The organism is Salmonella sp. FC25216 (assembly GCF_057751355.1).
Genome location: NZ_JBDGON010000007.1, coordinates 153,228 through 178,818, shown reverse-complemented (window position 1 = coordinate 178,818; position 25,591 = coordinate 153,228). Strand labels below are relative to the sequence as shown.

The 25,591-nt window shown below is 54.1% G+C and carries 22 protein-coding genes and 1 pseudogene; 17 read left to right on the top strand and 6 right to left on the bottom strand.

Features of this window, described 5'->3' with window-relative positions; genetic code table 11:
* Window positions 1-70: 70 nt before the first annotated feature.
* Together sbcC and sbcD are read right to left on the bottom strand one after the other, a co-directional pair.
* The gene (gene sbcC, locus AC3G3F_RS15600) at window positions 71-3,208 is read right to left on the bottom strand and encodes an exonuclease subunit SbcC (RefSeq protein WP_488395291.1); all 3,138 of its coding nucleotides are present in this window, start codon (window positions 3,206-3,208) and stop codon (window positions 71-73) included.
* Complete coding sequence (gene sbcD, locus AC3G3F_RS15595; RefSeq protein WP_079813395.1) at window positions 3,205-4,407, bottom strand: exonuclease subunit SbcD; 1,203 nt, start codon at window positions 4,405-4,407, stop codon at window positions 3,205-3,207. Before sbcD ends, sbcC begins: the two co-directional genes overlap by 4 nt.
* 214 nt (window positions 4,408-4,621) lie before the next feature.
* Between sbcD and phoB the strand changes: the two genes are divergently transcribed.
* The 5 genes from phoB to malZ all read left to right on the top strand — a co-directional run bounded on the left by phoB (window position 4,622) and on the right by malZ (window position 11,816).
* Window positions 4,622-5,311 (top strand): phosphate response regulator transcription factor PhoB, encoded by a 690-nt coding sequence (gene phoB / locus AC3G3F_RS15590; RefSeq protein ID WP_000113921.1) that lies wholly within the window; start codon window positions 4,622-4,624, stop codon window positions 5,309-5,311.
* Window positions 5,312-5,380: 69 nt separating this feature from the next.
* On the top strand, window positions 5,381-6,664 hold the full coding sequence (phoR, locus tag AC3G3F_RS15585; RefSeq protein ID WP_488395290.1) for a phosphate regulon sensor histidine kinase PhoR: 1,284 nt from the start codon (window positions 5,381-5,383) through the stop codon (window positions 6,662-6,664).
* Window positions 6,665-7,072: 408 nt separating this feature from the next.
* Window positions 7,073-8,392: a branched-chain amino acid transporter carrier protein BrnQ gene (brnQ, locus tag AC3G3F_RS15580; RefSeq protein WP_023246144.1), complete on the top strand. Its 1,320-nt coding sequence runs from the start codon at window positions 7,073-7,075 to the stop codon at window positions 8,390-8,392.
* Window positions 8,393-8,466: 74 nt separating this feature from the next.
* Window positions 8,467-9,837, top strand: coding sequence for a proline-specific permease ProY (gene proY, locus AC3G3F_RS15575; protein WP_023246145.1), 1,371 nt, complete (start codon window positions 8,467-8,469; stop codon window positions 9,835-9,837).
* A gap of 161 nt (window positions 9,838-9,998) precedes the next feature.
* Window positions 9,999-11,816, top strand: coding sequence for a maltodextrin glucosidase (gene malZ / locus AC3G3F_RS15570; RefSeq protein WP_488395288.1), 1,818 nt, complete (start codon window positions 9,999-10,001; stop codon window positions 11,814-11,816).
* 71 nt (window positions 11,817-11,887) lie between these two features.
* Here the strand turns inward: malZ and AC3G3F_RS15565 are convergent.
* Together AC3G3F_RS15565 and acpH are read right to left on the bottom strand one after the other, a co-directional pair.
* A pseudogene (locus AC3G3F_RS15565) lies at window positions 11,888-12,489 on the bottom strand (peroxiredoxin C).
* Window positions 12,490-12,698: 209 nt separating this feature from the next.
* Window positions 12,699-13,280: an ACP phosphodiesterase gene (gene acpH, locus AC3G3F_RS15560; RefSeq protein WP_001009858.1), complete on the bottom strand. Its 582-nt coding sequence runs from the start codon at window positions 13,278-13,280 to the stop codon at window positions 12,699-12,701.
* Between the two features lie 93 nt (window positions 13,281-13,373).
* On the opposite strand from acpH, the gene queA reads away from it, so the two are divergent.
* The 6 genes from queA (at window position 13,374) to yajD (ending at window position 19,489) form a co-directional block, all read left to right on the top strand.
* Window positions 13,374-14,438, top strand: coding sequence for a tRNA preQ1(34) S-adenosylmethionine ribosyltransferase-isomerase QueA (gene queA, locus AC3G3F_RS15555; RefSeq protein ID WP_488395287.1), 1,065 nt, complete (start codon window positions 13,374-13,376; stop codon window positions 14,436-14,438).
* Between the two features lie 196 nt (window positions 14,439-14,634).
* The gene (gene tgt / locus AC3G3F_RS15550; RefSeq protein WP_000667308.1) at window positions 14,635-15,762 is read left to right on the top strand and encodes a tRNA guanosine(34) transglycosylase Tgt; all 1,128 of its coding nucleotides are present in this window, start codon (window positions 14,635-14,637) and stop codon (window positions 15,760-15,762) included.
* Between the two features lie 22 nt (window positions 15,763-15,784).
* Window positions 15,785-16,117, top strand: coding sequence for a preprotein translocase subunit YajC (yajC, locus tag AC3G3F_RS15545; protein ID WP_000007628.1), 333 nt, complete (start codon window positions 15,785-15,787; stop codon window positions 16,115-16,117).
* A 27-nt stretch (window positions 16,118-16,144) separates the two neighbouring features.
* Window positions 16,145-17,992, top strand: a complete 1,848-nt coding sequence (gene secD, locus AC3G3F_RS15540) for a protein translocase subunit SecD (RefSeq protein WP_000934813.1) — start codon at window positions 16,145-16,147, stop codon at window positions 17,990-17,992.
* A 10-nt stretch (window positions 17,993-18,002) separates the two neighbouring features.
* Complete coding sequence (secF, locus tag AC3G3F_RS15535) at window positions 18,003-18,974, top strand: protein translocase subunit SecF (RefSeq protein WP_000046648.1); 972 nt, start codon at window positions 18,003-18,005, stop codon at window positions 18,972-18,974.
* Window positions 18,975-19,141: 167 nt separating this feature from the next.
* A complete protein-coding gene (yajD, locus tag AC3G3F_RS15530; RefSeq protein ID WP_023246149.1) occupies window positions 19,142-19,489 on the top strand; it encodes an HNH nuclease YajD in 348 nt (115 codons plus the stop codon).
* 76 nt (window positions 19,490-19,565) lie between these two features.
* Here the strand turns inward: yajD and AC3G3F_RS15525 are convergent, their stop codons facing one another.
* Window positions 19,566-20,429 (bottom strand): nucleoside-specific channel-forming protein Tsx, encoded by an 864-nt coding sequence (locus AC3G3F_RS15525; protein ID WP_023246150.1) that lies wholly within the window; start codon window positions 20,427-20,429, stop codon window positions 19,566-19,568.
* Window positions 20,430-20,727: 298 nt separating this feature from the next.
* Window positions 20,728-21,267 (bottom strand): SadB/YajI family lipoprotein, encoded by a 540-nt coding sequence (locus tag AC3G3F_RS15520; RefSeq protein WP_053529232.1) that lies wholly within the window; start codon window positions 21,265-21,267, stop codon window positions 20,728-20,730.
* Window positions 21,268-21,418: 151 nt separating this feature from the next.
* Here AC3G3F_RS15520 and nrdR point away from each other — a divergent pair, with 151 nt between their 5' ends.
* From nrdR to pgpA, 6 genes are all read left to right on the top strand, one after another.
* The gene (gene nrdR, locus AC3G3F_RS15515) at window positions 21,419-21,868 is read left to right on the top strand and encodes a transcriptional regulator NrdR (protein WP_000543533.1); all 450 of its coding nucleotides are present in this window, start codon (window positions 21,419-21,421) and stop codon (window positions 21,866-21,868) included.
* A gap of 3 nt (window positions 21,869-21,871) precedes the next feature.
* Entirely contained in the window at window positions 21,872-22,975 is a 1,104-nt protein-coding gene (ribD, locus tag AC3G3F_RS15510; protein ID WP_023246152.1) for a bifunctional diaminohydroxyphosphoribosylaminopyrimidine deaminase/5-amino-6-(5-phosphoribosylamino)uracil reductase RibD, read from the top strand.
* An 88-nt stretch (window positions 22,976-23,063) separates the two neighbouring features.
* Window positions 23,064-23,534 carry a 6,7-dimethyl-8-ribityllumazine synthase gene (gene ribH / locus AC3G3F_RS15505; protein WP_023246153.1) on the top strand — a complete coding sequence of 157 codons (471 nt, stop codon included), beginning with the start codon at window positions 23,064-23,066 and terminating at the stop codon, window positions 23,532-23,534.
* A gap of 20 nt (window positions 23,535-23,554) precedes the next feature.
* Window positions 23,555-23,974: a transcription antitermination factor NusB gene (nusB, locus tag AC3G3F_RS15500; protein WP_000801129.1), complete on the top strand. Its 420-nt coding sequence runs from the start codon at window positions 23,555-23,557 to the stop codon at window positions 23,972-23,974.
* 78 nt (window positions 23,975-24,052) lie between these two features.
* A complete protein-coding gene (gene thiL, locus AC3G3F_RS15495) occupies window positions 24,053-25,030 on the top strand; it encodes a thiamine-phosphate kinase (RefSeq protein WP_023246154.1) in 978 nt (325 codons plus the stop codon).
* Window positions 25,008-25,523, top strand: a complete 516-nt coding sequence (pgpA, locus tag AC3G3F_RS15490; protein WP_488395283.1) for a phosphatidylglycerophosphatase A — start codon at window positions 25,008-25,010, stop codon at window positions 25,521-25,523. The genes thiL and pgpA overlap by 23 nt, the downstream gene beginning before the upstream one ends.
* Window positions 25,524-25,591 lie beyond the last annotated feature (68 nt).

The window sequence follows — 25,591 nt, the reverse complement described above, 5'->3', positions numbered from 1 at the left end:
TTATCCGTCTTTGTGTATTCATTATTATGCTACGTCATGACATTATGTTGCGCGCAGAATGGCTCCCGCGTTACTCCACGGCAAACACTTTGTCCAGTTTGCTGTAACCAAGTCCGTTGATTTTTTTCACTTTTATCTGCACAGGGATACGTTCTTTCATGGCTTCCACGTGACTAATAACGCCGATGGTCTTACCGCTGGCATTCAGCGCGTCGAGCGCATCCAGCGCGGCGTCCAGCGTTTCGCTATCAAGCGTGCCGAAGCCTTCGTCGAGGAACAAAGAGTCAATGCGCGTTTTATGGCTGACCAAATCTGATAACGCCAGCGCCAGCGCCAGGCTGACCAGGAAACTTTCGCCGCCTGATAAAGTGCGCGTATCGCGCACAGCGTCGGCCTGCCAGGTATCGACAACCTCCAGCTCCAGCGCGTCGCTGGCTTTACGTTGCAATAAATAACGACCATGCAGACGGGTGAGCTGATGATTCGCCAGCCAGACCAGATTATCCAGCGTCAGCCCCTGGGCGAATTTGCGGAACTTATCACCCTCTTTAGAGCCGATCAGCGCATTAAGATAGCCCCAGTCTTCCACCTGCTGAGAGGCTTGCGTCATTTCCGCCATCAGCGCCCGTTGGTGCTGCCGATTATCTGCATCCTGTTTAATTTGCTGGCGGATTTCCCCCTGGCGTGTCGTGTTTTCACGCAGTTGTTGCGCCAACTGCGTCAGCCGCTGCGAGAGCTGCTCCGCCGTACACGTTGGCTCCAGACCGGCGGGCGGCTGTTGCTGATGGTCAGCCAGCGCCTGCGCGGACTGCGCGCTTAACGCCTTCGCTTGCTGTAGCTGACTTTCCAGCGCCTGTTGCTGTTTTTCCAGACGGGTCACGGTCTCTTCATCCAGCAACGCCGCCAGGAACGTTGTCTGGCTGTCAAACGGGCTATTTTTTAACGCTGCGTCAAAATGCGCTATCGCCTCGGCGGCGCGCTGCTGCTCCTGTGTCGCCTGCTGCTGCAAGGTTTGCAATTGGCTTTGTAACGACACGCATTCATCATGCGCCTGCCGCCAGTTATCCAGCGGCACGTCGTTGGAATCCACGGTATCCGTTTGCGGTAGCGTCTCCAGCAACGGGGCAAGCCTGTCGATCTGCGTTTGCAAATCCGCGAACTCTGTCTGACGCTGTTGCCACATTTTCACTTCATCGGCGCGGTCATTCAGCCACGAAGCCTCCTCTTCTGGCGCAGGAAGGGAAAGCTTATACAGCGCCAAATCAGCCGTCAGCGACGCCTGACGCTGCGCAATCTGCGCGGTAAAGCGGGCTACCTGCTCGGTATGCGCGGCGATTTGCGTTTGTAGAGCATGGTGCTGGCTTAGCTGATCCAACTGCTGCTCATGCTCTTCCGCGGCGGTCAGCCAGCCAGAGAGATCTTCTTGCGGCTGAAGCTTAACGCCCAGCGCGGCGCAGAGCGTTTGCCATTCCTCAGTAAGCGCTTGCTCTTCCTGCAACAGCGACTGCGCCTCGCTTTCATCCCGCTGTAATTGTTGCGTTAAGGCATCTAACTGTCCTCGCAGCGCAGCGCCTTCTTCCGCCAGCGTTTTGACCTCTTTTTCCAGCGCGTCGCGGCGGGTTTGATTCGTGCTCAGTTCGAGCGCCTGATAGGCGGCGATGGCGGGGTGTGTCGTCGAGCCGCAAAGCGGACACGGCTGGCCGGGCTGTAAGCGCGCCCGCTGGCTTTCCAGATCTTTGATGCGCGCTTCCTGCTCGCAAATAGTGCGAACGTCCGCAAGCTCCTGTGCTTTGGTTTTATAACTCAGGCGCTTATCCGCCAGGCGTTGGGTGTATTGCGTCTGTTCCTGATGATGACGCGTAATCGCCTCCTGTAGCTGCGTCTGACGCTTTTGTTTCGGGGTAATTTGCCCCTGAAGCGCGGCGAGACGCTGACGTAGTGGACGTTGCCGGGTATGTAACGCCCTGGCTTCCGCCAGCGCCTGTGGCGTGAGATCGAGCATGAGCGGCGGTAGTGCGTCGAGTTGACGCGTATCGCTCATCAACTGCTGTTGCCATTGGCTCAGTTGCGCCCGATCGTGGGATTGTTGTGTTAATAATGCTCGCCAACCCGCCAGTTCGCTGTGCCAGACGCGGATGCCGTCGTGTTCCGCCAGCCATGCCTTCAACCGCTGCCCTGTGGCGTTCAGTTGCGTGGATTGTCGATGCGCGCAGGCGCGGATACTCTGGCGCAGGCGATACGCGCTTTGTAAGCGAGCATTCACTTCATCAATGTGCTGGCGAACCCGCTCAACGGCGCGGGTTTGTTCCTGAATGCGCTCCCAATGCGGGCGCAACTGGCGAGCAGGTTGCGCCAGAGTCAGCGCCGCGAGCTGCGGCTGCGCTTTTTCTCGCGCCTCTTGCGCCGCGTACAGCGACTGCTGCCGGGCGTGTAATTCAGTGTGGAGCTCGTTTTTTCGGGTCAGCCAGTGAAGGTGCTGCTGCTGTACCTGCTGGCCGGCCAGCAGGCGTTTCTCTTCGTCAGTAAGCGCCTGCAAACTGGTTTCCAGTTGCTGTAACTGTTCGTCCGCCAATAGGGCGACGCCGCTGGCCTGCGCTTGTAACTTTTCCAGTTCGAGACGGGCTGATTTATGTTTTTCAAATACCTGTGCGGATATCTGCCCGTAAATCTCAGTGCCGGTGAGCTCCTCCAGAAGCTCTGCGCGCTCTTTCGCTTTGGCGTTAAGAAAGGCGGCGAACTGCCCCTGTGATAACAACATCGAACGGGTGAAGCGCCCGTAGTCCAGCCCGGTCAACGTGGCGATCATCTCCAGTTTATCCTTTACCTTATCGGCAAAGATTTTTCCGTCTGAACACCGCGCCAACTCCACGCGTGGTGCCTGGAGATTGCCGTCAGGCTGATTTCGGGCGCGGTTCTGGCTCCAGAACGCGCGCCAGGCTTCGCCTTTTACCTCAAACTCCACTTCGGCCAGACATTCCGCCGTATCGCGCGTCATCAAATCGTTTTGCGATTGCGATACCGTATTCAGGCGCGGCGTTTCGTGGTACAGCGCCAGGCAGATGGCGTCAAGCAAGGTGGTTTTTCCCGCGCCGGTCGGGCCGGTGATGGCGAATAACCCGTTACTGACAAACGGTTCGGCGGTAAAGTCGACCTTCCATTCTCCTTTCAGCGAGTTCAGGTTTTTCAGACGCAAACTGAGAATTTTCATGCCTCATGCTCCTCATTCAACGCGTAGAGCGTGCTGGAAAAGAGCTGATTCAGGCGCTCGCGCTGCGGGGTATCTAACGCTTCCAGCGCCAGCCGCCGCGCAAAAACCTCCTCCACGCTAAGCTCGCTTAATGTTTCCCGCCGTTCGTTCGCCAGCGAGCGTTCACGCTGTTCGCGGCTACGACGCACCAGTAATACTTCTACCGGTAGCGACTCCGTTAATGTCTGTATTTTTCTTTGTATATCATGTAGATAATCATCGCTGGTGATTTCAATATCCAGCCAGACGGGGGGCGATTGCTCAATGCCGCGCCACTGCTCAAGCTGTTCGGTAATTGACGCCAGGTCGCCTTTTAAAACCGCCAATGGTTGGCTAACGGGGATGGCCAGACTTTCGGTACTTTGCCATTTCCCCTGGTCGAAGGTCACCAGATGCACGCATTTGCTTTTGCCGCACTCATCAAAGCTGAGGGCGATGGGGGAGCCGCAATAGCGGATATGCTCTGTGCCGCCGACACATTGCGCGCGGTGAATGTGTCCCAATGCGATATAATCCGCTGGTGGGAAATGCTCCGCCGGAAAGGCATCCAGCGTACCGATATAAATGTCGCGTACCGCATCGCTTTTGCTGGCGCCGACGGTGGTTAAATGCCCCGTCGCGATAACCGGCAACTTCCGTTCGCCGCGTAGCAGGCACGCTTCCTGGTACTGCTGTTGATAATAATCGGCAATCGCATGAAGGAGTTGCTGCTGTTTCTCGCTGCCGGACAACCCCGCCTGGCTGGTAATAATGTCGCGCGGGCGTAAAAAGGGAATGGGGCACAGTACGGCGCCGGGAGAACCATCGCGGCGATGAAGTAGTTGCGGCGCATAGCCCGCGCTGGCGATCACGGTTGTATTGAGAAACGCCAGAATTTCGCGTGACTCGTTAAGCGTGGCAACGGAATCATGATTACCGGCCAGCACCACTAAATGACAGCCTGTTTGCTGTAAATTAACGACAAAACGGTTATAAAGTTCTCGGGCATAGCTTGGCGGCGAACCGGTATCAAAAATATCGCCTGCGACAATAATGGCATCCACCTGATGGGACTGCGCGGTCTCCAGCAGCCAGTCCAGAAAAGCCTGATGCTCCGCGGCGCGGCTTTTACTGTAGAAATTTTGTCCCAGATGCCAGTCAGAGGTATGGAGGATGCGCATAATAGTTCCATGCAAAAAAAGCGTGAACGGGATTATACACGTCATCCCCTCCATTTTTGGGCGCAATTTACCGCCAGTAGACGGTAATGCAATGTTTCAACGGTGTCATAAATCATCAACATGCTGTCAATACCACCCCTTTTTTTCATAAATCTGTCATAAATCTGACGCATAATGGCGCGGCATTGATAACTAACGACTAACAGGGCAAATTATGGCGAGACGTATTCTGGTCGTAGAAGATGAGGCGCCGATCCGTGAAATGGTGTGCTTCGTGCTCGAACAAAATGGCTTTCAGCCCGTAGAAGCCGAAGATTATGACAGTGCGGTGAATAAACTTAATGAACCCTGGCCGGATCTCATCCTTCTTGACTGGATGTTGCCCGGCGGGTCTGGGTTACAGTTTATTAAACATCTCAAACGTGAAGCCATGACCCGGGATATTCCTGTGGTTATGCTGACGGCGAGAGGTGAGGAAGAAGATCGCGTGCGCGGGCTGGAAACCGGCGCTGACGATTACATTACCAAGCCGTTTTCCCCCAAGGAGTTGGTGGCGCGCATTAAGGCCGTTATGCGGCGTATCTCACCGATGGCGGTCGAAGAGGTGATCGAGATGCAGGGACTGAGCCTTGATCCTGGCTCTCATCGCGTGATGACCGGCGACAGCCCACTGGATATGGGGCCGACCGAATTTAAATTACTCCATTTCTTTATGACGCATCCGGAACGGGTTTATAGTCGCGAACAGCTACTCAACCATGTCTGGGGCACCAATGTGTACGTTGAAGACCGGACGGTCGACGTGCATATTCGCCGTTTGCGTAAGGCGCTGGAGCACAGCGGCCACGACCGGATGGTGCAAACGGTACGCGGGACAGGGTATCGTTTTTCGACCCGCTTTTAATGCCTTTTCCGCCAGTAGATCACAGGCTTCTGGCGGAGAAGGCTTTCCATTCTTGAGGGAGTATGACGCGTGCTGGAACGGCTGTCATGGAAAAGGCTGGTGCTGGAGTTGGTGCTCTGTTGCATCCCCGCGCTTATCCTTAGCGCTTTTTTTGGTTATCTGCCGTGGTTTTTACTGGCGGCGGTGACGGGACTGCTTGCCTGGCATTTCTGGAATTTATTGCGCCTCTCCTGGTGGCTGTGGGTCGACAGAAGTATGACGCCGCCGCCGGGACGGGGAAGTTGGGAGCCGCTGTTATACGGTTTACACCAGATGCAGTTGCGAAATAAGAAGCGCCGCCGCGAGCTGGGGAACCTGATTAAACGTTTTCGCAGCGGCGCGGAGTTGCTGCCTGATGCAGTGGTACTGACCACAGAAGAGGGCGGCATTTTTTGGTGTAACGGTTTGGCGCAACAGATACTGGGGCTACGCTGGCCGGATGACAGCGGGCAGAATATTCTCAATCTGCTGCGTTACCCGGAGTTTACCCAGTATTTAAAAACGCGTGATTTCACCCGTCCGCTTCATCTGGTGCTGAATACCGGGCGGCACCTGGAGATCCGTGTCATGCCTTATACCGATAAACAACTCCTGATGGTGGCGCGCGATGTGACGCAAATGCATCAGCTTGAAGGCGCCAGGCGTAACTTTTTCGCCAACGTTAGCCATGAGTTGCGTACGCCATTGACGGTATTGCAAGGCTATCTGGAAATGATGCAGGAGGGGGCGACGCGAGAGAAAGCGCTGCATACGATGCGCGAGCAAACGTATCGTATGGAAGGGCTGGTAAAACAATTGCTTACGTTGTCTAAAATTGAGGCGGCCCCGGCGCTGTTATTAAATGAAAAAGTGGATGTACCGATGATGCTGCGGATCGTGGAGCGTGAAGCGCAGACGCTCAGCCAGCAGAAGCATACCTTTACGTTTGAGGTCGACGATAGTCTTAGCGTTCTGGGCAACGAAGAGCAGCTACGCAGCGCGATCTCAAACCTGGTGTATAACGCGGTAAACCATACGCCGGCGGGAACGCATATTACGGTGAGCTGGCGACATGTCGCGCATGGCGCTGAGTTTTGCATACAAGATAACGGTCCGGGGATTGCCGCTGAGCATATTCCTCGTCTGACCGAACGCTTCTACCGTGTCGATAAAGCGCGTTCGCGTCAAACGGGCGGCAGCGGCCTGGGGTTGGCGATTGTGAAACATGCGCTGAATCACCATGAAAGCCGCCTTGAAGTCGACAGTTTGCCTGGTAAAGGAACGCGATTTAGCTTTGTTCTGCCGGAACGTTTAATTGCCAAAAATAGCGTCTAATTACCTTTCGTAAGTATAACTTTCCATAAGCCAGCGGATGCTGGCTTATTTTCTTTGCAGTTAATGCGGGGGCGCTGAAACTTTCAACGTCTGGTGGTTTTTTGTTCGCATGATTAGCCATAACTTTTTCATGAGAATGGTGTTTTATTCTGGTTGTAAATTTCATATCGCTATATTCATCTGGTTTTTAGATCCCACCTTGCTTTAAAACGTTATAAGCGTTTAAATTGCGCTCCAGGTGCTGTCATTACGGCTGCATTTGCGCGGTAAATCGAAAAACAATTCTTCGCCGCATCGGTCCGGGAGTTTTTCCCGCTGAAATTGATAAAAAACGCCGCTTTATAATCCTCCGGGAAAGGCAAAAATTTTAATGTTTACAACATCACCATCCACAGGCAGTAAGACTTTATGACCCATCAGTTAAAATCGCGCGATATCATCGCCCTGGGCTTTATGACATTTGCGCTGTTCGTTGGCGCAGGCAATATTATTTTTCCTCCTATGGTCGGTTTGCAGGCGGGTGAACACGTCTGGACAGCCGCTATTGGCTTTCTGATTACCGCCGTGGGTCTACCGGTTCTTACCGTTGTGGCGCTGGCGAAAGTCGGCGGCGGCGTAGACAGCCTCAGTACGCCGATTGGTAAAGTGGCGGGCCTCCTGCTGGCGACCGTTTGTTATCTGGCCGTCGGGCCGTTATTTGCGACGCCGCGTACCGCGACGGTGTCGTTTGAGGTCGGTATCGCTCCGTTGACCGGCGATTCTGCAATGCCGTTGCTGATTTACAGCGTGGTCTATTTCGCTATCGTTATTCTGGTTTCCCTCTATCCGGGTAAGCTGCTGGATACGGTAGGGAATTTCCTGGCGCCGTTGAAAATTATTGCGCTGGTCATCCTTTCCGTTGCGGCTATCGTTTGGCCTGCCGGTCCAATCAGCAACGCCCTGGACGCTTATCAGAATGCGGCCTTTTCTAACGGATTTGTGAACGGCTATCTGACGATGGATACGCTGGGCGCGATGGTGTTTGGTATCGTTATTGTGAACGCGGCGCGTTCTCGCGGCGTTACCGAAGCGCGCCTGTTGACGCGTTACACGGTCTGGGCCGGCCTGATGGCGGGCGTGGGGCTGACGCTGCTTTACCTTGCCTTGTTCCGCTTAGGCTCTGACAGCGCGACGTTGGTCGATCAGTCAGCGAACGGCGCGGCGATTCTTCATGCCTACGTTCAGCATACCTTTGGCGGCGCGGGAAGCTTCCTGTTGGCGGCGCTAATCTTTATCGCCTGTCTGGTGACGGCGGTGGGGCTGACCTGCGCCTGCGCTGAGTTCTTCGCGCAGTATATTCCGCTGTCTTACCGGACGCTGGTCTTTATCCTCGGCGGCTTCTCTATGGTGGTGTCAAACCTCGGACTGAGCCATCTGATTCAAATCTCCATTCCGGTGCTGACGGCTATCTATCCGCCGTGTATCGCACTGGTTGTATTAAGTTTTACCCGCTCATGGTGGCATAATTCCACCCGCATCATCGCACCGGCAATGTTTATCAGCCTGCTTTTTGGTATCCTTGACGGCATCAAAGCATCTGCCTTTGGCGATGTGTTGCCAGCCTGGAGCCAGCGTTTGCCGCTGGCGGAACAAGGACTGGCGTGGTTGATGCCAACGGTGGTGATGGTGATCCTGGCGATTATCTGGGATCGCGCGGCGGGTCGACAGGTGGCCTCCAGCGCTCACTAAAATCGCTGACATATGTGTACACCACGGGGCTTAACGCCCCGTGGTTTTTTATTGTGTTGATAGGTCAGAAATTGATGGAAAGCAATAATAAGCTAAAGCGTGGGCTGAGTACCCGGCACATTCGCTTTATGGCATTAGGTTCGGCAATCGGCACCGGCCTGTTTTACGGCTCGGCGGACGCCATCAAAATGGCGGGGCCGAGCGTGCTGTTGGCCTATATTATTGGCGGGGTCGCGGCATATATCATTATGCGCGCATTGGGGGAAATGTCCGTTCACAACCCTGCCGCCAGCTCATTTTCGCGCTATGCGCAGGAAAACCTCGGCCCGCTGGCGGGCTATATCACCGGCTGGACCTACTGTTTTGAGATCCTGATCGTCGCCATTGCCGACGTGACCGCGTTCGGCATATACATGGGCGTCTGGTTCCCCGCCGTGCCGCACTGGATTTGGGTTCTTAGCGTGGTGCTGATCATTTGCGCCATCAACCTGATGAGCGTCAAGGTGTTTGGCGAGCTGGAGTTTTGGTTCTCCTTCTTCAAAGTCGCCACCATTATTATCATGATTGTCGCGGGTATCGGTATCATTGTGTGGGGAATTGGCAACGGCGGGCAGCCCACCGGCATTCATAACCTGTGGAGCAACGGCGGGTTCTTCAGCAATGGCTGGCTGGGAATGATCATGTCGCTGCAAATGGTGATGTTCGCTTACGGCGGGATTGAGATTATCGGTATCACCGCCGGGGAAGCGAAAGACCCGGAGAAATCCATTCCGCGGGCCATTAACTCGGTACCGATGCGTATCCTGGTATTTTATGTCGGCACGTTGTTCGTCATTATGTCTATCTATCCGTGGAATCAGGTCGGCACGGACGGTAGCCCATTTGTGCTGACGTTTCAGCATATGGGGATTACCTTTGCCGCCAGCATTCTGAACTTTGTGGTATTGACTGCCTCGCTTTCCGCTATCAACTCCGATGTGTTTGGCGTAGGCCGTATGCTGCATGGTATGGCGGAGCAGGGGAGCGCGCCGAAAATCTTTGCCAAAACGTCACGCCGTGGTATTCCGTGGGTCACTGTGCTGGTGATGACGATTGCGCTGCTGTTTGCGGTTTATCTGAACTACATCATGCCGGAAAACGTTTTCCTGGTGATTGCCTCCCTGGCGACGTTTGCGACAGTATGGGTGTGGATTATGATCCTGCTGTCGCAAATCGCCTTCCGTCGTCGTTTACCGCCGGAAGAGGTAAAAGCGCTGAAGTTTAAGGTGCCGGGCGGTGTCGTAACGACGATAGTGGGTCTGATTTTCCTGGTCTTCATTATTGCGCTTATCGGCTATCATCCGGATACCCGCATCTCACTATATGTGGGCTTCGCCTGGATAGTTCTGCTGTTGATTGGCTGGATGTTTAAACGCCGTCGCGACCGTCAGTTGGCGCAGGCGTAGTCGTTTTTCTCTGCCTTATCCGGTCTGCAGGCAACTGTAGGCCGGATAAGCGGAGCCGCTTCTCCTCCTTGCGTCTCCTCCCCTAATAAACCCTCGGATGATGAGTTATCCTTTAAATCCCTGTGGCAAGGTGACCCCATTTTCAGTAGAGGGGATACGAGATGTTGAATGCCTGGCACCTACCGGTTGCCCCATTTGTGAAGCAACATAACGATAAATTAATCATTACGTTGTGGCTGAGCGGAGAAAATCCGCCTTCTCGCGTGACGTTGCGCTCAGAATTCGATAATGAAGAAATCTCGCTGGCGATGCGCAAACAGCGCCGCCAGCCGCAGCCGGGCGTGACGGCGTGGCGAGCGACGCTCGATATCGCGTTAGGGCAGCCCCGTCGCCGTTACAGCTTTAAATTGCTTTGGCATGACCGTCAGCGATGGTTTACGCCGCAGGGATTTAGCCGTTTTCCGCCTGCGCGTCTGGAACAATTTGCGGTTGATGCGCCGGATAGCGGCCCACAGTGGGTCGCCGATCAAATTTTTTATCAGATCTTCCCGGATCGTTTTGCCCGCAGCGAGACGCGTGAAGCAGATCAGGACCGAGTGTATTACCATCATGCCGCGGGGCAGGAGATTGTGCTGCGTGACTGGGACGATCCTTTAACCATCCAGGCGGGCGGTTCCACCTTTTACGGCGGCTGTCTGAATGGCATTTGCGAGAAGCTACCGTATCTGAAAAAACTGGGCGTCACAGCGCTATATCTGAACCCGGTATTTACCGCGCCGAGCGTCCATAAGTATGACACGGAAGATTATCGCCATGTCGATCCGCAATTTGGCGGCGATCGGGCGCTGCTACGCCTGCGGCGTGAAACGCATTCGCAGGGTATGCGACTGGTGCTGGATGGCGTGTTTAACCATAGCGGCGACTCGCACGCGTGGTTTGACAGGCATAACCGCAGCACTGGCGGCGCGTGCCATCATCCGCACTCGCCGTGGCGCGACTGGTACTCCTTTTCACCACAAGGCGTGGCGCTGGACTGGCTGGGTTATCCGAGCCTGCCGAAATTCGATTATCAATCAGAAACGCTGGTGGATGAGATCTATCATGGTGAGGACAGTATTGTTCGTCACTGGCTAAAGGCACCGTGGAATATGGACGGCTGGCGGCTGGATGTCGTACATATGCTGGGCGAGGCGGGTGGGGCGCGCAACAATTTGCAGCATGTCGCCGGCATTACCCGGGCGGCAAAAGAGGTGCAGCCCGAAGCCTATATTGTGGGAGAACATTTCGGCGATGCGCGGCAGTGGCTACAGGCCGACGTGGAAGATGCCGCCATGAATTATCGCGGTTTTACCTTCCCGCTGTGGGGATTTCTCGCCAAAACTGATATCGCTTACGAGCCGCAGCATATCGATGCCCGGACCTGTATCGCGTGGATGGATAACTACCGCGCCGGATTATCGCACCAGCAACAACTGCGCATGTTTAATCAACTCGACAGCCATGATACCGCGCGCTTTAAGACCCTGCTGGGTAAAGACAAGGCGCGCCTGCCGCTGGCAGTGGTCTGGCTGTTTACCTGGCCCGGCGTGCCATGTATCTATTATGGCGATGAAGTCGGCGTAGACGGCGCGAATGATCCGCTGTGCCGCAAACCGTTCCCGTGGGACGAACGCAAGCAGGACGGTAACTTGCTGGCGCTGTACCAGCGTATGGCGAAACTGCGCCAGCGCAGTCTGGCGCTGCGTCGTGGCGGATGCCAGGCGCTGTATGCCGAAGGTGATGTAGTGGTGTTCGTGCGGGTTTATCAGCAGCAGCGGGCGCTGGTGGCGATTAACCGGGGCGAGGCCTGTGAAGTGGCGCTGGAAGCGTCGCCGTTGCTGAACGTGGCCGGATGGCAATGTAAAACGGGAAGCGGTGACATCCGCGAGGGGAGGCTTACTTTACCCGCGATTTCCGCGACGGTATGGATGAATCGTTGAGGCGAAGTGGTTCGTAAAACCTCACGCATAAAAAAGGCTCGCGATAGCGAGCCTTTTGTCAATGCACTGACTTACAGGCTGGCAATATTCTCAGCCAGGTATTTAGCCACGCCGTCCGGAGAGGCGTTCATGCCTTCTTTTCCTTTTTCCCACTGCGCCGGGCAGACATCGCCGTGCTCTTCGTGGAATTGCAGCGCGTCGACCATACGCAGCATTTCGTCAATATTACGACCCAGCGGCAGATCGTTTACAACCTGGTGGCGAACAATACCGTTAGCGTCAATCAGGAAAGAGCCGCGCAGCGCAACGCCTTCGTCCGGATGTTCGATACCGTAAGCTTTCTGAATTTCACGCTTCACGTCGGCGACCATTGCGTATTTCACTGGGCCAATGCCGCCTTTATCGACAGGGGTGTTACGCCATGCGTTGTGGACAAACTCAGAGTCGAAAGAAACGCCGACCACTTCAACGCCGCGCTTCTGGAATTCTTCATAACGTTTATCGAAGGCGATCAGCTCAGACGGGCAAACAAAAGTGAAGTCCATCGGCCAGAAGACAGAACGGTCGTTTTACCATTGGTGTGCTGTTTGAAGTTGAATTTATCAACAATCTCACCGCTACCCAGTACCGCCGCAGCGGTGAAATCCGGGGCCTGACGAGTAACCAGTACCATAATAATTCTCCTGCAATATTAAGGGTTTTAGAACGCAACGCGGGCAGTATAGGGAGGGCGAAGCGACAAAACAATGCGGTCTTGACAATCAATGAGACAGCTTTTGCCTATCGATCGGATCATTATAAATCGTAATGATGACCCCTTTATGACAACGGACGATCTTTTTGCCAACGGCGCATCTGACGCGCGCCCTCGCTATCAGGCGGTCAAAGCGCTTTGCGGGCGGCCTGTGCCATCATACGCGGATAAAAATGCCAGAAGCGTTCTTCTAACGCGTCGTAGTGCGCGTCCAGATCGTACCAGGAATCACGCAAAGCATCCAGCCGGGGACGGCGATTCGCCATGCCATTCAGCACGTTTTGAATGAAATCCATATCGCGATAACGCTCTAACCATTTTTCTGACCAAAGATAATCATTCAGGTTGACAAAGCGCGGCGGGGAGTCGGGCAAAATAGTCGCGACCTGCGCATGGGCATAGCCGACAAACGCCTGAAGTGGAAAATCGGGAGAGATTTGCGTCCAGTGGCGCGATAAAAAATGATCCCACATGACGTCCAGCGTAATGGGCGCCACACGCCTCGTTTCATGGCGGAACCACTCTCGCGCCTCACGAACTTCCGGCAGGTTGTCGGTCATGACGTCAATACGCCGATGCATATAAATACCCTCTACGACGTCAGGAGGATAATGCGTTGCCGGGTTTCCCCGGACAAAATCGGCCAGAAGATTACCGGAAAGCGAGCTGTCGGCAAGGTGCGCCAGATGCAGGTGAGCAAGAAAATTCATTATTGATTCTCTGTCCAAAACGCGGGTAACGGTTGCAGCGGGAACGCCCCGGCACTAGACTACCCGCCTCTTATTTTAGTCTGAGTCAGAGTCATGCGCGTTACCGATTTTTCCTTTGAACTACCCGAATCCCTGATTGCCCACTACCCACAGCCGGAGCGCAGTCGCTGCCGTTTGCTGTCATTAGAGGGGCCGACGGGCGCGCTGACGCACGGTACTTTCACCGATCTGCTCGATAAGCTCAACCCTGGCGATTTGCTGGTCTTTAACAATACCCGCGTGATCCCGGCGCGGCTCTTTGGCCGTAAAGCCAGCGGCGGCAAGATTGAGGTGCTGGTCGAGCGTATGCTTGATGATAAACGCATCCTGGCGCATATTCGCGCCTCTAAAGCGCCAAAACCGGGTACGGAACTGCTACTGGGCGATGACGAAAGCATTCACGCGACCATGACCGCGCGTCACGGCGCTCTGTTTGAAGTTGAGTTTAATGACCAGCGTCCGGTGCTGGATATTCTCAACGCCATCGGCCATATGCCGCTGCCGCCGTATATCGACCGTCCGGACGAAGACGCCGACCGCGAACTGTACCAGACGGTCTACAGTGAAAAACCGGGCGCTGTTGCTGCGCCGACTGCCGGGCTGCACTTTGATGAGCCACTGCTGGCGGCGCTTCGGGAAAAAGGTATCGAAATGGCGTTTGTCACGCTACACGTAGGCGCGGGCACTTTCCAGCCGGTGCGTGTCGATACAATCGAAGATCACATCATGCATTCCGAATATGCGGAAGTGCCGCAGGAGGTGGTCGACGCGGTGCTGGCGGCAAAAGCGCGCGGCAACCGGGTTATCGCCGTGGGCACGACCTCGGTACGCTCACTGGAGAGCGCGGCGCAGGCGGCAAAAAGCGATTTGATAGAGCCGTTCTTTGGCGATACGCAAATCTTTATTTATCCAGGTTATCAATACAAAGTGATTGATGCGCTGGTCACCAACTTCCACCTGCCGGAATCTACGTTGATTATGCTGGTTTCCGCGTTTGCCGGTTATGAGCACACCATGAATGCTTATAAGGCTGCGGTGGAACAAAAATATCGCTTTTTTAGCTACGGGGACGCGATGTTTATCACGTACAATCCGCAGGCTATTTTTGAGCGTCCGTAAGAAGGCTATCTCACTTGCCATTTTGACGCCGGGCAGTGCTCGCCATCCTCACGTACTGCGTGTACGCTCCGGTGGCTGTGTGCTGGCCGACCCCAAACTGGCTGCGCCGATGACGCCTTCGGGAATTTATTAGCTATGGAATAATTCCGTAGCGAGTCGTTAAACGTCAGACTGTTTTTCTGACGCAGGAGTGATAATGAAATTTGAGTTAGATACCACCGATGGTCGCGCGCGTCGCGGTCGTCTGGTGTTTGATCGTGGCGTAGTGGAAACGCCTGCTTTTATGCCCGTTGGGACTTACGGTACGGTAAAAGGCATGACGCCGGAAGAAGTGGAAGCGACCGGCGCGCAAATCATTCTCGGTAATACTTTCCACCTGTGGCTGCGTCCGGGTCAGGAGATCATGAAGCTGCATGGCGATCTGCACGATTTTATGCAGTGGAAAGGGCCGATCCTCACCGATTCCGGCGGCTTCCAGGTCTTCAGCCTTGGAGATATTCGTAAGATTACCGAGCAGGGCGTACATTTCCGTAACCCGATCAACGGCGATCCGATTTTCCTCGATCCGGAAAAGTCGATGGAGATCCAGTACGATCTCGGTTCCGATATCGTGATGATCTTTGATGAATGTACGCCGTACCCGGCAGACTGGGACTATGCTAAACGCTCGATGGAGATGTCGTTGCGTTGGGCGAAGCGTAGTCGCGACCGTTTTGATAGCCTTGGCAATAAAAATGCGCTTTTTGGCATCATTCAGGGCAGCGTTTACGAAGATTTACGCGATATCTCGGTGAAAGGTCTGGTAGAGATTGGCTTTGATGGCTACGCTGTCGGCGGTTTGGCTGTCGGTGAGCCGAAAGAAGATATGCACCGCATTCTGGAGCACGTCTGTCCGCAGATCCCGGCTGACAAACCGCGTTACCTGATGGGCGTTGGTAAACCGGAAGATTTGGTGGAAGGCGTGCGTCGCGGTATTGATATGTTTGACTGTGTCATGCCAACGCGAAATGCCCGTAATGGTCATCTGTTTGTGACCGACGGCGTGGTGAAGATTCGTAATGCGAAGCATAAAAGCGACACCAGCCCGCTTGACGCCGAGTGCGATTGCTACACCTGTCGCAATTATTCACGCGCTTACTTGCATCATCTTGACCGTTGCAACGAAATATTAGGCGCGCGTCTCAATACCATTCATAACTTGCGTTACTACCAGCGTTTGATGGCGGGTTTACGCAAGGCTATTGAAGAGGGTAAATTAGAGAGCTTCGTAACCGAGTTTTACCAACGTCAGGGGCGACCCGTTCCACCTTTGAACGTTGATTAATTTTAATAATGAGGGAATTTGAATGAGCTTTTTTATTTCTGATGCGGTAGCGGCAACAGGTGCTCCGGCGCAGGGCAGCCCGATGTCTCTGATTTTAATGCTGGTGGTGTTTGGTCTGATTTTCTATTTCATGATCCTGCGCCCGCAGCAGAAGCGCACCAAAGAGCACAAAAAGCTGATGGACTCCATTGCGAAAGGTGATGAAGTTCTGACGAATGGCGGTCTGGTCGGTCGAGTGACTAAAGTAGCGGAAGCTGGCTACATTGCCATCGCGCTGAATGACACCACGGAAGTGGTTATCAAACGTGACTTCGTAGCTGCCGTTCTGCCGAAAGGCACCATGAAGGCGCTGTAATATTCCGTTTTCCCAAAGGGAACTGCCGTGTTAAACCGTTATCCTTTGTGGAAGTACATTATGCTGGTCGTCGTGATTGTCGTCGGCCTGCTTTACGCACTTCCCAACCTGTATGGTGAGGATCCGGCTGTTCAAATCACTGGCGTGCGCGGCGTCGCCGCCAGTGAGCAAACGCTGATCCAGGTCCAGAAAACGTTACAAGAAGAAAAAATTCCCGCTAAGTCTGTGGCACTGGAAGAGGGCGCTATTCTTGCGCGCTTCGACACCACCGATACCCAGCTACGCGCCCGCGAAGCGCTGATGAGCGTGCTGGGGGATAAATATGTCGTGGCGCTTAACCTTGCGCCGGCTACGCCGCGCTGGTTGGCGGCTATTCACGCCGATCCGATGAAGCTTGGTCTTGACCTGCGCGGCGGCGTTCACTTCCTGATGGAAGTGGATATGGATACCGCGTTGGGTAAACTCCAGGAACAAAATATCGATAGCCTGCGCAGCGATCTGCGTGAAAAAGGCATTCCTTATACCACTGTTCGTAAAGAAGATAATTATGGGCTGAGCATCACGTTCCGTGACAGCAAAGCGCGTGATGAGGCGATTGCCTATCTGACGCCGCGTCATCGTGACCTGGTGATTTCCAGCCAGAGCGGCAATCAGCTTCGCGCGGTAATGACCGATGCGCGTCTGAGCGAAGCGCGCGAATACGCCGTTCAGCAGAACATTAATATTCTGCGTAACCGTGTTAACCAACTGGGCGTCGCGGAGCCTGTCGTACAACGTCAGGGCGCGGACCGTATTGTGGTTGAGCTGCCGGGCATTCAGGATACCGCCCGTGCGAAAGAAATTCTGGGCGCGACAGCAACGCTGGAATTCCGTCTGGTGAATACCAACGTTGACCAGGCCGCCGCTGCCGCCGGGCGCGTACCGGGTGATTCCGAAGTGAAGCAGACCCGCGAAGGTCAGCCGGTTGTATTGTACAAACGCGTGATCCTCACCGGCGACCATATCACCGACTCTACGTCCAGCCAGGATGAGTACAACCAGCCACAGGTTAACATCTCGCTGGATAGCGCAGGCGGCAATATCATGTCTAACTTCACTAAGGACAACATCGGCAAACCGATGGCGACTCTGTTTGTGGAGTATAAAGACAGCGGTAAGAAAGATGCTAACGGTCGCGCCGTACTGGTGAAACAGGAAGAGGTGATTAACATCGCCAACATCCAGTCTCGCCTGGGTAACAGCTTCCGTATTACCGGCATTAGCAATCCAAACGAAGCGCGCCAGCTCTCGCTGTTGCTGCGCGCGGGCGCCCTGATTGCGCCGATTCAGATCGTTGAAGAGCGCACCATTGGCCCGACCCTGGGTATGCAGAACATTAAGCAAGGTCTGGAAGCGTGTCTGGCCGGTCTGGTGGTCTCCATTCTGTTCATGATCTTCTTCTATAAGAAGTTTGGTCTGATTGCGACCAGCGCGTTAGTGGCTAACCTGGTGTTGATTGTCGGTATCATGTCGCTGTTGCCGGGAGCAACGCTCAGTATGCCGGGGATTGCGGGTATCGTGTTAACCCTTGCGGTCGCGGTTGACGCCAACGTTCTGATTAATGAACGTATCAAAGAAGAGTTGAGTAATGGCCGCACGGTACAGCAGGCGATCAACGAAGGCTATGCCGGCGCGTTCAGTTCCATCTTCGATGCGAACATCACGACGCTGATTAAAGTCATCATTCTGTATGCCGTCGGTACCGGGGCAATTAAAGGGTTCGCGATTACGACTGGTATCGGTGTGGCGACGTCGATGTTCACCGCGATTATCGGTACGCGTGCTATCGTAAACCTGCTATATGGCGGCAAGCGCGTCACTAAGCTGTCAATCTGAGGAGTGCGATGTGGCACAGGAATACACTGTTGAACAACTAAACCACGGCCGTAAAGTCTATGACTTTATGCGCTGGGACTACTGGGCATTCGGCATCTCCGGACTGTTGCTGATCGCGGCTATTGTCATTATGGGCGTGCGCGGGTTTAACTGGGGGCTGGATTTCACCGGTGGCACGGTGATTGAAATCACGCTGGAAAAACCGGCTGAAATGGACGTGATGCGTGAAGCGCTGCAAAAAGCAGGCTTCGAAGAGCCGCAGTTGCAGAACTTTGGCAGCAGCCACGACATTATGGTGCGTATGCCGCCAACCGAAGGCGAAACCGGCGGTCAGGTACTGGGCAGCAAAGTAGTGACGATCATTAATGAAGCCACCAACCAGAATGCGGCCGTGAAGCGTATTGAATTCGTGGGGCCAAGCGTGGGCGCCGATCTGGCGCAAACCGGCGCCATGGCACTGCTGGTGGCGTTGATCTCTATCCTCGTTTATGTCGGTTTCCGCTTTGAGTGGCGACTGGCGGCAGGGGTGGTTATCGCGCTGGCGCATGACGTGATCATTACGCTGGGAATACTGTCGCTTTTCCATATCGAGATTGACTTGACCATTGTGGCATCGTTGATGTCGGTGATCGGTTACTCGCTGAACGATAGTATCGTGGTCTCTGACCGTATTCGTGAAAACTTCCGCAAAATCCGTCGCGGAACGCCTTACGAAATCTTTAACGTGTCGCTAACCCAGACGTTACACCGTACGTTGATTACCTCCGGTACGACGTTAGTGGTGATTCTGATGCTGTACCTCTTCGGTGGTCCGGTACTGGAAGGCTTCTCGTTGACAATGCTGATCGGCGTTTCTATCGGTACGGCATCTTCTATCTATGTCGCATCGGCGCTGGCGCTGAAACTCGGTATGAAGCGCGAGCATATGCTGCAGCAGAAAGTCGAAAAAGAAGGGGCGGATCAGCCGTCTATTCTGCCGTAAACAGGCTTTGATGCCACACTCTACATCCCGGTCAGAATGGCCGGGATTTTTTCTATATGCCTCCAGCACGAAAAGATGACGTAACTGTCTCTTCTTTTCGGGGATTGCCAAAAACCCGGCTTCGCGGGAAACTGCGTATAACCCTTTCTATTATCCAGGTATCTGACATGGCGATTATCCCTAGAAATTATGCGCGGCTGGAAAGCGGCTATCGTGAAAAGGCGTTGAAACTGTTCCCGTGGGTGTGTGGACGTTGTTCCCGTGAGTTTGTGTATTCAAATCTGCGTGAATTAACGGTGCATCATATCGATCACGACCATACCAATAATCCGGAAGACGGCAGTAACTGGGAACTGCTGTGCCTCTACTGCCACGATCATGAACATTCCAAATATACCGAAGCCGATCAGTACGGTTCGACGGTCATTGCCGGGGAAGATGCGCAAAAAGATGTCGGTGAGGCGACCTGGAACCCGTTTGCCGATCTGAAGGCGATGATGAATAAGAAGAAGTGAGAACAAAGATGCCGGAGCGCAGTCTGTCCGGCATGTTATGGTTAATACGCCGGAGATTTCCGGCGTATTACGCGAATCAGAAGTTGTAACCCACGACCAGGTAGCCGCCCCAGCCGGTAGATTTCGCGCTGAAATCGCCGTCGCCCCAGTTCAGTTTTGCGCCATTCTGCCACTGTCCGCCGTTATGGAAGTAACGCGCGACGACCGAGTAATGCCAGTGATCGTAGTTCAGCGCCAGGATATGGCTGGAAGCGATCGAGTTGCTGGTACGGTTCGGATCGTCGCCTAAATCAGATCCCCAGTCAAAGTTGGTAAAGCCGATATAGCTCAGTTTACCGCCCCACAGATCGGTGATGGGGACGAAGTATTTCACTTTGAAACGGTAGCCGTCCCATTCGTTTTCATTGGAAGCGCCGTAGTTTTGCCACTGATATTTTGCATACACGTTCAGCGACAGGCCCATCGGCAGACCGGTGTCGATATCGGTCCCCAGCCCCATATACCACGTGCTCTGACGACCGGCTTTGTTATCGCCCATATCGTAGATGTAGTTGTTGGCGAAATACCACTCTTTAAACGGGCCGAAACCCAGGTTGACGCCGGTCAGTTTATCAATCGAGAAACGCGGTTCGATCTCCATGAACATCGGGGAGCCGTCATCCCATGCGCCTTTATCGTTGCCGTTGCCCCAATCGAAGGTTTTGGGAATATCGATATAGCCGTAGAAATCAAACCAGTCTTTTTTGGCAAAAGCTTCATATTCCAGATAGACGTCGTTGTTCAGCTTCGGCGAGAAGCGGGTATGGTAGCTGCCTACTACGTTTACGCTCTGATGCCACCAGTCGGAAAGATACTGCGGCTGATCGTTTTCTGCTGCGTTAACAGTAAAAGATGAGGTGAGCGCCAGCGCTGCGCTGGCTGCGAGTAAAGTTTTTTTCATATGTATGCCACTGTTTGAAATCCCTTACGGGAGTGAAAAAAGCGCAATTTGCGTTTCTAAATATTTCGTGTTTCTGCGGACCCTATTATAAAAATCATTGCTCACAAAAATATGTCTTGTTTCACATATCTATCATTTACGTAATCGATTGCGTTCACGTTTGCGCATTTTAGGCGCGATAAGGGTAGTGGCTTTCATAAATATTTACAATACGTGCTATAAATGCCGAAAATGTCAGAAGGACAACAAAAGAGCGTGAAGCGTGTTGCGGAACGCACAAAACGCTCCGCCAGAACGTTTATTGATTAACAGGCTGAATGTCATGGATGCGAATAAAACCTAACCGCGCCGGTGTGATTCCCTTCAACTGTAACGGAATATTGACATCACTGGGCGCCAGCAAGCTGGCAGGCGCATTTACCAGAAGGCTCTGCGCATTCACCTCTTGATAGTTCTCCGTAGTGCCCTGAATCTGCCCATACTCTACGGTAGCGCTGAATGCCGGAAGCGGATCGTGGGACTCGCCCTGAATGCGTAACGTTGCCAGGGCACCGTCAGTGACAGGCGTAACTTCCAGCAATGTCATACGTAGCGTACCGATCTGACTCTCCAGCCGGGCAGGCGTATTGGCGCCAGGCAACAGATAGACGCCGCGGGTTGAATCTGCATTCAGCTTATTTTGTTGGGTAATTTTTACCGTTTCCTGATTCAGTTGGTTCATCTCTTTATTCAGAGTGCTAATGCTATGATGCATCTGGCGAACCTCGCTCTGCGGCGCGCAGGCGGTCAGGCTCAAGAGACTTCCCACCAGGAGAACTCTTAGGTAACGTCTTGTCATGTCGATCATTTCCTTCATGGTCCGATAGCGTAATGGTAGTGTGCTATACGAACAAAGGCACCGATCCTTTATCTCAAAAGCGCTCTGCCTTTGTTGTCGCGCCAGTTCAGGGTAAAATAGCGTTTTCTAAGTCACCTGGTCAGGACGCCGTATGCATTGCCCATTTTGTTTCGCCGTAGATACCAAAGTCATTGACTCTCGTCTTGTAGGCGAGGGCTCGTCCGTACGCCGCCGTCGGCAGTGCCTGGTTTGTAATGAACGCTTTACGACCTTTGAAGTGGCTGAACTGGTCATGCCGCGCGTGATAAAAAGTAACGATGTGCGCGAACCCTTTAATGAGGATAAGCTGCGCAGCGGCATGTTGAGAGCGCTGGAAAAAAGGCCCGTCAGCGCGGATGATGTTGAAATGGCGTTGAACCATATTAAGTCACAATTACGCGCCACTGGGGAGCGTGAAGTTCCCAGCAAGATGATTGGCAATCTGGTCATGGAGCAGCTGAAAAAACTCGATAAAGTCGCGTATATTCGCTTTGCCTCCGTCTATCGCAGTTTCGAAGATATCAAAGACTTTGGCGAAGAAATCGCTCGCCTACAGGACTAAGCCATGCAGGATGAGTTTTACATGGCGCGAGCGCTAAAACTGGCGCAGCGTGGACGTTTCACCACTCACCCGAACCCTAATGTCGGCTGCGTCATTGTTAACAATGGCGACATCGTCGGCGAAGGTTATCACCAGCGCGCCGGAGAGCCGCACGCCGAGGTACATGCGCTGCGGATGGCGGGCGCAAAAGCCAAAGGCGCAACCGCCTATGTCACGCTTGAACCCTGTAGCCATCACGGACGAACGCCGCCATGCTGCGATGCGCTGATTGCGGCCGGCGTCGCGCGCGTTGTCGCCGCGATGCAGGACCCGAACCCACAGGTCGCCGGACGCGGGCTGTATCGCCTGCAACAGGCGGGTATTGCGGTCAGCCACGGTTTAATGATGAGTGAAGCGGAGGCGCTCAATAAAGGCTTCCTCAAGCGGATGCGTACCGGATTCCCTTATCTTCAGCTTAAACTGGGCGCCTCCGTGGACGGACGGACGGCGATGGCCAGCGGCGAGAGCCAGTGGATCACCTCGCCGCAGGCCCGGCGTGATGTTCAGCGCTTGCGTGCGCAAAGCCACGCTATCTTAACCAGTAGCGCGACGGTATTGGCTGACGATCCGGCCTTGACGGTGCGTTGGGCGGAGTTAGACGCATCTACGCAGGCTTCTTACCCACAGGAAAATCTGCGCCAGCCGGTGCGAATTGTTATCGACAGCCAAAACCGGGTAACGCCTGCGCATCGTATTGTGCAACAACCTGGCGAAACGTGGATTGCGCGTACCCAGGAAGATAGCCGCGCGTGGCCCGATTCGGTTCGTACTATCAGCGTGCCGGTGCACAACGGACATTTGGATCTGGTTGTGTTGATGATGCAGTTAGGCAGGCAGCAGATTAATAGTATTTGGGTTGAAGCCGGACCGGGGCTGGCGGGCGCGTTGTTGCAAGCCGGGCTGGTGGATGAACTGATTGTCTATGTCGCGCCTAAATTGTTGGGAACCCAGGCGCGGGGATTATGTGAATTACCGGGGCTTGAGAAGCTCGCCGACGCGCCGCAATTTACCTTCAGCGAAATACGTCATGTCGGCCCGGATGTTTGCCTGCATATGGTGAGCGCATGAGTTCTCCCGTCGAAAGGGGAGCAGCGCTCAAATTATTATGATAAAATCCGCCCCCCTGCGGGGCCAAATGAACCCTGGAAGAGAGAATATGAACATTATTAAAGCTAACGTTGCAGCCCCTGACGCTCGCGTCGCCATCACTATTGCGCGTTTCAATCAGTTTATCAACGACAGCCTGCTGGATGGCGCGGTTGATGCCCTGACGCGTATTGGTCAGGTAAAAGATGATAATATTACCGTAGTGTGGGTGCCAGGCGCTTATGAACTGCCGCTGGCGACCGAAGCGCTGGCGAAAAGCGGTAAATACGACGCCGTGGTTGCGCTGGGAACCGTGATTCGCGGGGGGACTGCGCACTTTGAATATGTGGCAGGCGGCGCCAGTAATGGCCTGGCAAGCGTTGCCCAGGAGAGCGGCGTGCCGGTAGCCTTTGGTGTTCTGACCACCGAGAGTATTGAACAAGCCATCGAACGTGCTGGTACAAAAGCCGGTAATAAAGGCGCAGAAGCTGCGCTGACCGCGCTTGAAATGATTAATGTATTGAAAGCCATTAAGGCCTGATTTTTTGTAAGGGGAATTCCGTGAAACCTGCTGCTCGTCGCCGCGCCCGTGAGTGTGCCGTCCAGGCGCTTTACTCCTGGCAGTTGTCCCAGAACGACATCGCTGATGTTGAATACCAGTTCCTGGCGGAACAGGACGTAAAAGACGTCGACGTTCTCTATTTCCGTGAACTGCTATCCGGGGTGGCGACTAACAGCGCGTACCTGGATGGTTTAATGAAACCGTATCTGTCCCGCCTGCTTGAAGAGCTGGGACAGGTTGAAAAAGCCGTGTTGCGTATTGCGCTGTTTGAGCTGTCAAAACGCAGCGATGTGCCTTATAAAGTGGCCATCAACGAAGCGATTGAACTGGCGAAAACCTTTGGCGCTGAAGACAGCCACAAATTTGTCAACGGCGTGCTGGATAAAGCAGCTCCTGTGATTCGTCCCAACAAAAAGTGATTCACAGGCCGGAAAGATAGCGGGCGATCGATACCCGTCGTCTCCGGCCTTTTCTTTTTTTCTGCTGAGGCATAACGTATGGCATGTGGCGAGTTTTCCCTGATTGCCCGTTATTTTGACCGTGTAAGAAGCTCTCGTCTTGATGTTGAAACCGGTATTGGCGACGATTGCGCGCTCCTGAATATTCCTGAAAAGCAGACCCTGGCGATCAGTACCGATACGCTGGTGGCGGGCAACCACTTCCTCCCTGATATCGATCCTGCCGATCTGGCTTATAAAGCGTTGGCGGTGAATTTAAGCGATCTGGCCGCGATGGGGGCCGACCCGGCCTGGTTAACTCTGGCGTTAACATTGCCGGAAGTGGATGAGCCGTGGCTGGAGGCTTTTAGCGACAGTCTGTTTGAGCTATTGAATTACTACGATATGCAGCTCATTGGCGGTGACACCACGCGTGGACCGCTGTCGATGACGCTGGGTATCCATGGTTATATCCCGGCAGGGCGCGCGCTCAAGCGATCTGGCGCGAAGCCAGGTGACTGGATTTATATCACCGGTACGCCGGGCGACAGCGCTGCCGGGCTGGCGGTTTTGCAAAACCGGCTCCAGGTATCGGAGGAGACAGACGCTCACTATTTTATTAAACGTCATTTACGCCCGACGCCGCGTATTTTACACGGCCAGGCGCTGCGTGATATCGCCAGCGCGGCTATCGATCTTTCCGACGGCCTGATTTCCGATCTGGGGCATATCGTCAAGGCCAGCGGTTGTGGGGCAAGAGTAGATGTTGATGCGCTCCCCAAATCCGACGCGATGATGCGCCATGTTGATGCCGGGCAGGCGCTACGCTGGGCGCTTTCTGGCGGCGAAGACTATGAGCTGTGTTTTACTGTGCCGGAACTGAACCGCGGCGCGCTGGATGTCGCCATCGGTCAACTGGGTGTTCCCTTTACCTGCATAGGTCAAATGAGCGCAGATATTGAAGGGATGAATTTTGTACGTGACGGAATGCCTGTCACCTTCGACTGGAAAGGATATGACCATTTTGCCACGCCATAAAGATGTTGCGAAAAGCCGCCTGAATTTGCGCAATCCGTGGCATCTGCTCGCTACCGGCTTTGGCAGCGGGCTGAGCCCCGTGGTGCCGGGCACGATGGGCTCGCTGGCGGCGATCCCCTTCTGGTATCTGATGACGTTTCTGCCGTGGCAGCTTTATTCGCTGGTCGTGATGTTTGGGATCTGTATTGGCGTTTATCTTTGCCATCAGACGGCGAAAGATATGGGGGTACATGACCACGGCAGTATTGTCTGGGATGAATTTATCGGTATGTGGATAACGCTGATGGCGTTGCCGACGACTGCCTGGCAGTGGGTAGCTGCCGGGTTCGTTATCTTTCGCATTCTGGATATGTGGAAACCCTGGCCGATCCGTTGGTTTGATCGCAACGTGCACGGCGGCATGGGGATCATGATCGATGATATCGTCGCCGGCGTGATATCCGCCGGAATACTGTATTTTGTCGGTCATCACTGGCCGCTCGGTATCATTTAAAGGGGTTGTCGGATGGCGGCGTAAACGCCTTATCCGGCCTATAACAGAGCGTAGTGCCATCGGATACC

Coding starts and splice junctions, on each gene's coding strand:
- AC3G3F_RS15525 (WP_023246150.1), bottom strand. CDS start 20,429: ATGAAAAAAACTTTACTCGCAGCCAGCGCAGCGCTGGCGCTCACCTCA.
- phoB (WP_000113921.1), top strand. CDS start 4,622: ATGGCGAGACGTATTCTGGTCGTAGAAGATGAGGCGCCGATCCGTGAA.
- ribD (WP_023246152.1), top strand. CDS start 21,872: ATGCAGGATGAGTTTTACATGGCGCGAGCGCTAAAACTGGCGCAGCGT.
- acpH (WP_001009858.1), bottom strand. CDS start 13,280: ATGAATTTTCTTGCTCACCTGCATCTGGCGCACCTTGCCGACAGCTCG.
- queA (WP_488395287.1), top strand. CDS start 13,374: ATGCGCGTTACCGATTTTTCCTTTGAACTACCCGAATCCCTGATTGCC.
- AC3G3F_RS15520 (WP_053529232.1), bottom strand. CDS start 21,267: ATGACAAGACGTTACCTAAGAGTTCTCCTGGTGGGAAGTCTCTTGAGC.
- pgpA (WP_488395283.1), top strand. CDS start 25,008: ATGACCATTTTGCCACGCCATAAAGATGTTGCGAAAAGCCGCCTGAAT.
- brnQ (WP_023246144.1), top strand. CDS start 7,073: ATGACCCATCAGTTAAAATCGCGCGATATCATCGCCCTGGGCTTTATG.
- sbcD (WP_079813395.1), bottom strand. CDS start 4,407: ATGCGCATCCTCCATACCTCTGACTGGCATCTGGGACAAAATTTCTAC.
- yajD (WP_023246149.1), top strand. CDS start 19,142: ATGGCGATTATCCCTAGAAATTATGCGCGGCTGGAAAGCGGCTATCGT.
- sbcC (WP_488395291.1), bottom strand. CDS start 3,208: ATGAAAATTCTCAGTTTGCGTCTGAAAAACCTGAACTCGCTGAAAGGA.
- malZ (WP_488395288.1), top strand. CDS start 9,999: ATGTTGAATGCCTGGCACCTACCGGTTGCCCCATTTGTGAAGCAACAT.
- thiL (WP_023246154.1), top strand. CDS start 24,053: ATGGCATGTGGCGAGTTTTCCCTGATTGCCCGTTATTTTGACCGTGTA.
- tgt (WP_000667308.1), top strand. CDS start 14,635: ATGAAATTTGAGTTAGATACCACCGATGGTCGCGCGCGTCGCGGTCGT.
- nrdR (WP_000543533.1), top strand. CDS start 21,419: ATGCATTGCCCATTTTGTTTCGCCGTAGATACCAAAGTCATTGACTCT.
- proY (WP_023246145.1), top strand. CDS start 8,467: ATGGAAAGCAATAATAAGCTAAAGCGTGGGCTGAGTACCCGGCACATT.
- yajC (WP_000007628.1), top strand. CDS start 15,785: ATGAGCTTTTTTATTTCTGATGCGGTAGCGGCAACAGGTGCTCCGGCG.
- ribH (WP_023246153.1), top strand. CDS start 23,064: ATGAACATTATTAAAGCTAACGTTGCAGCCCCTGACGCTCGCGTCGCC.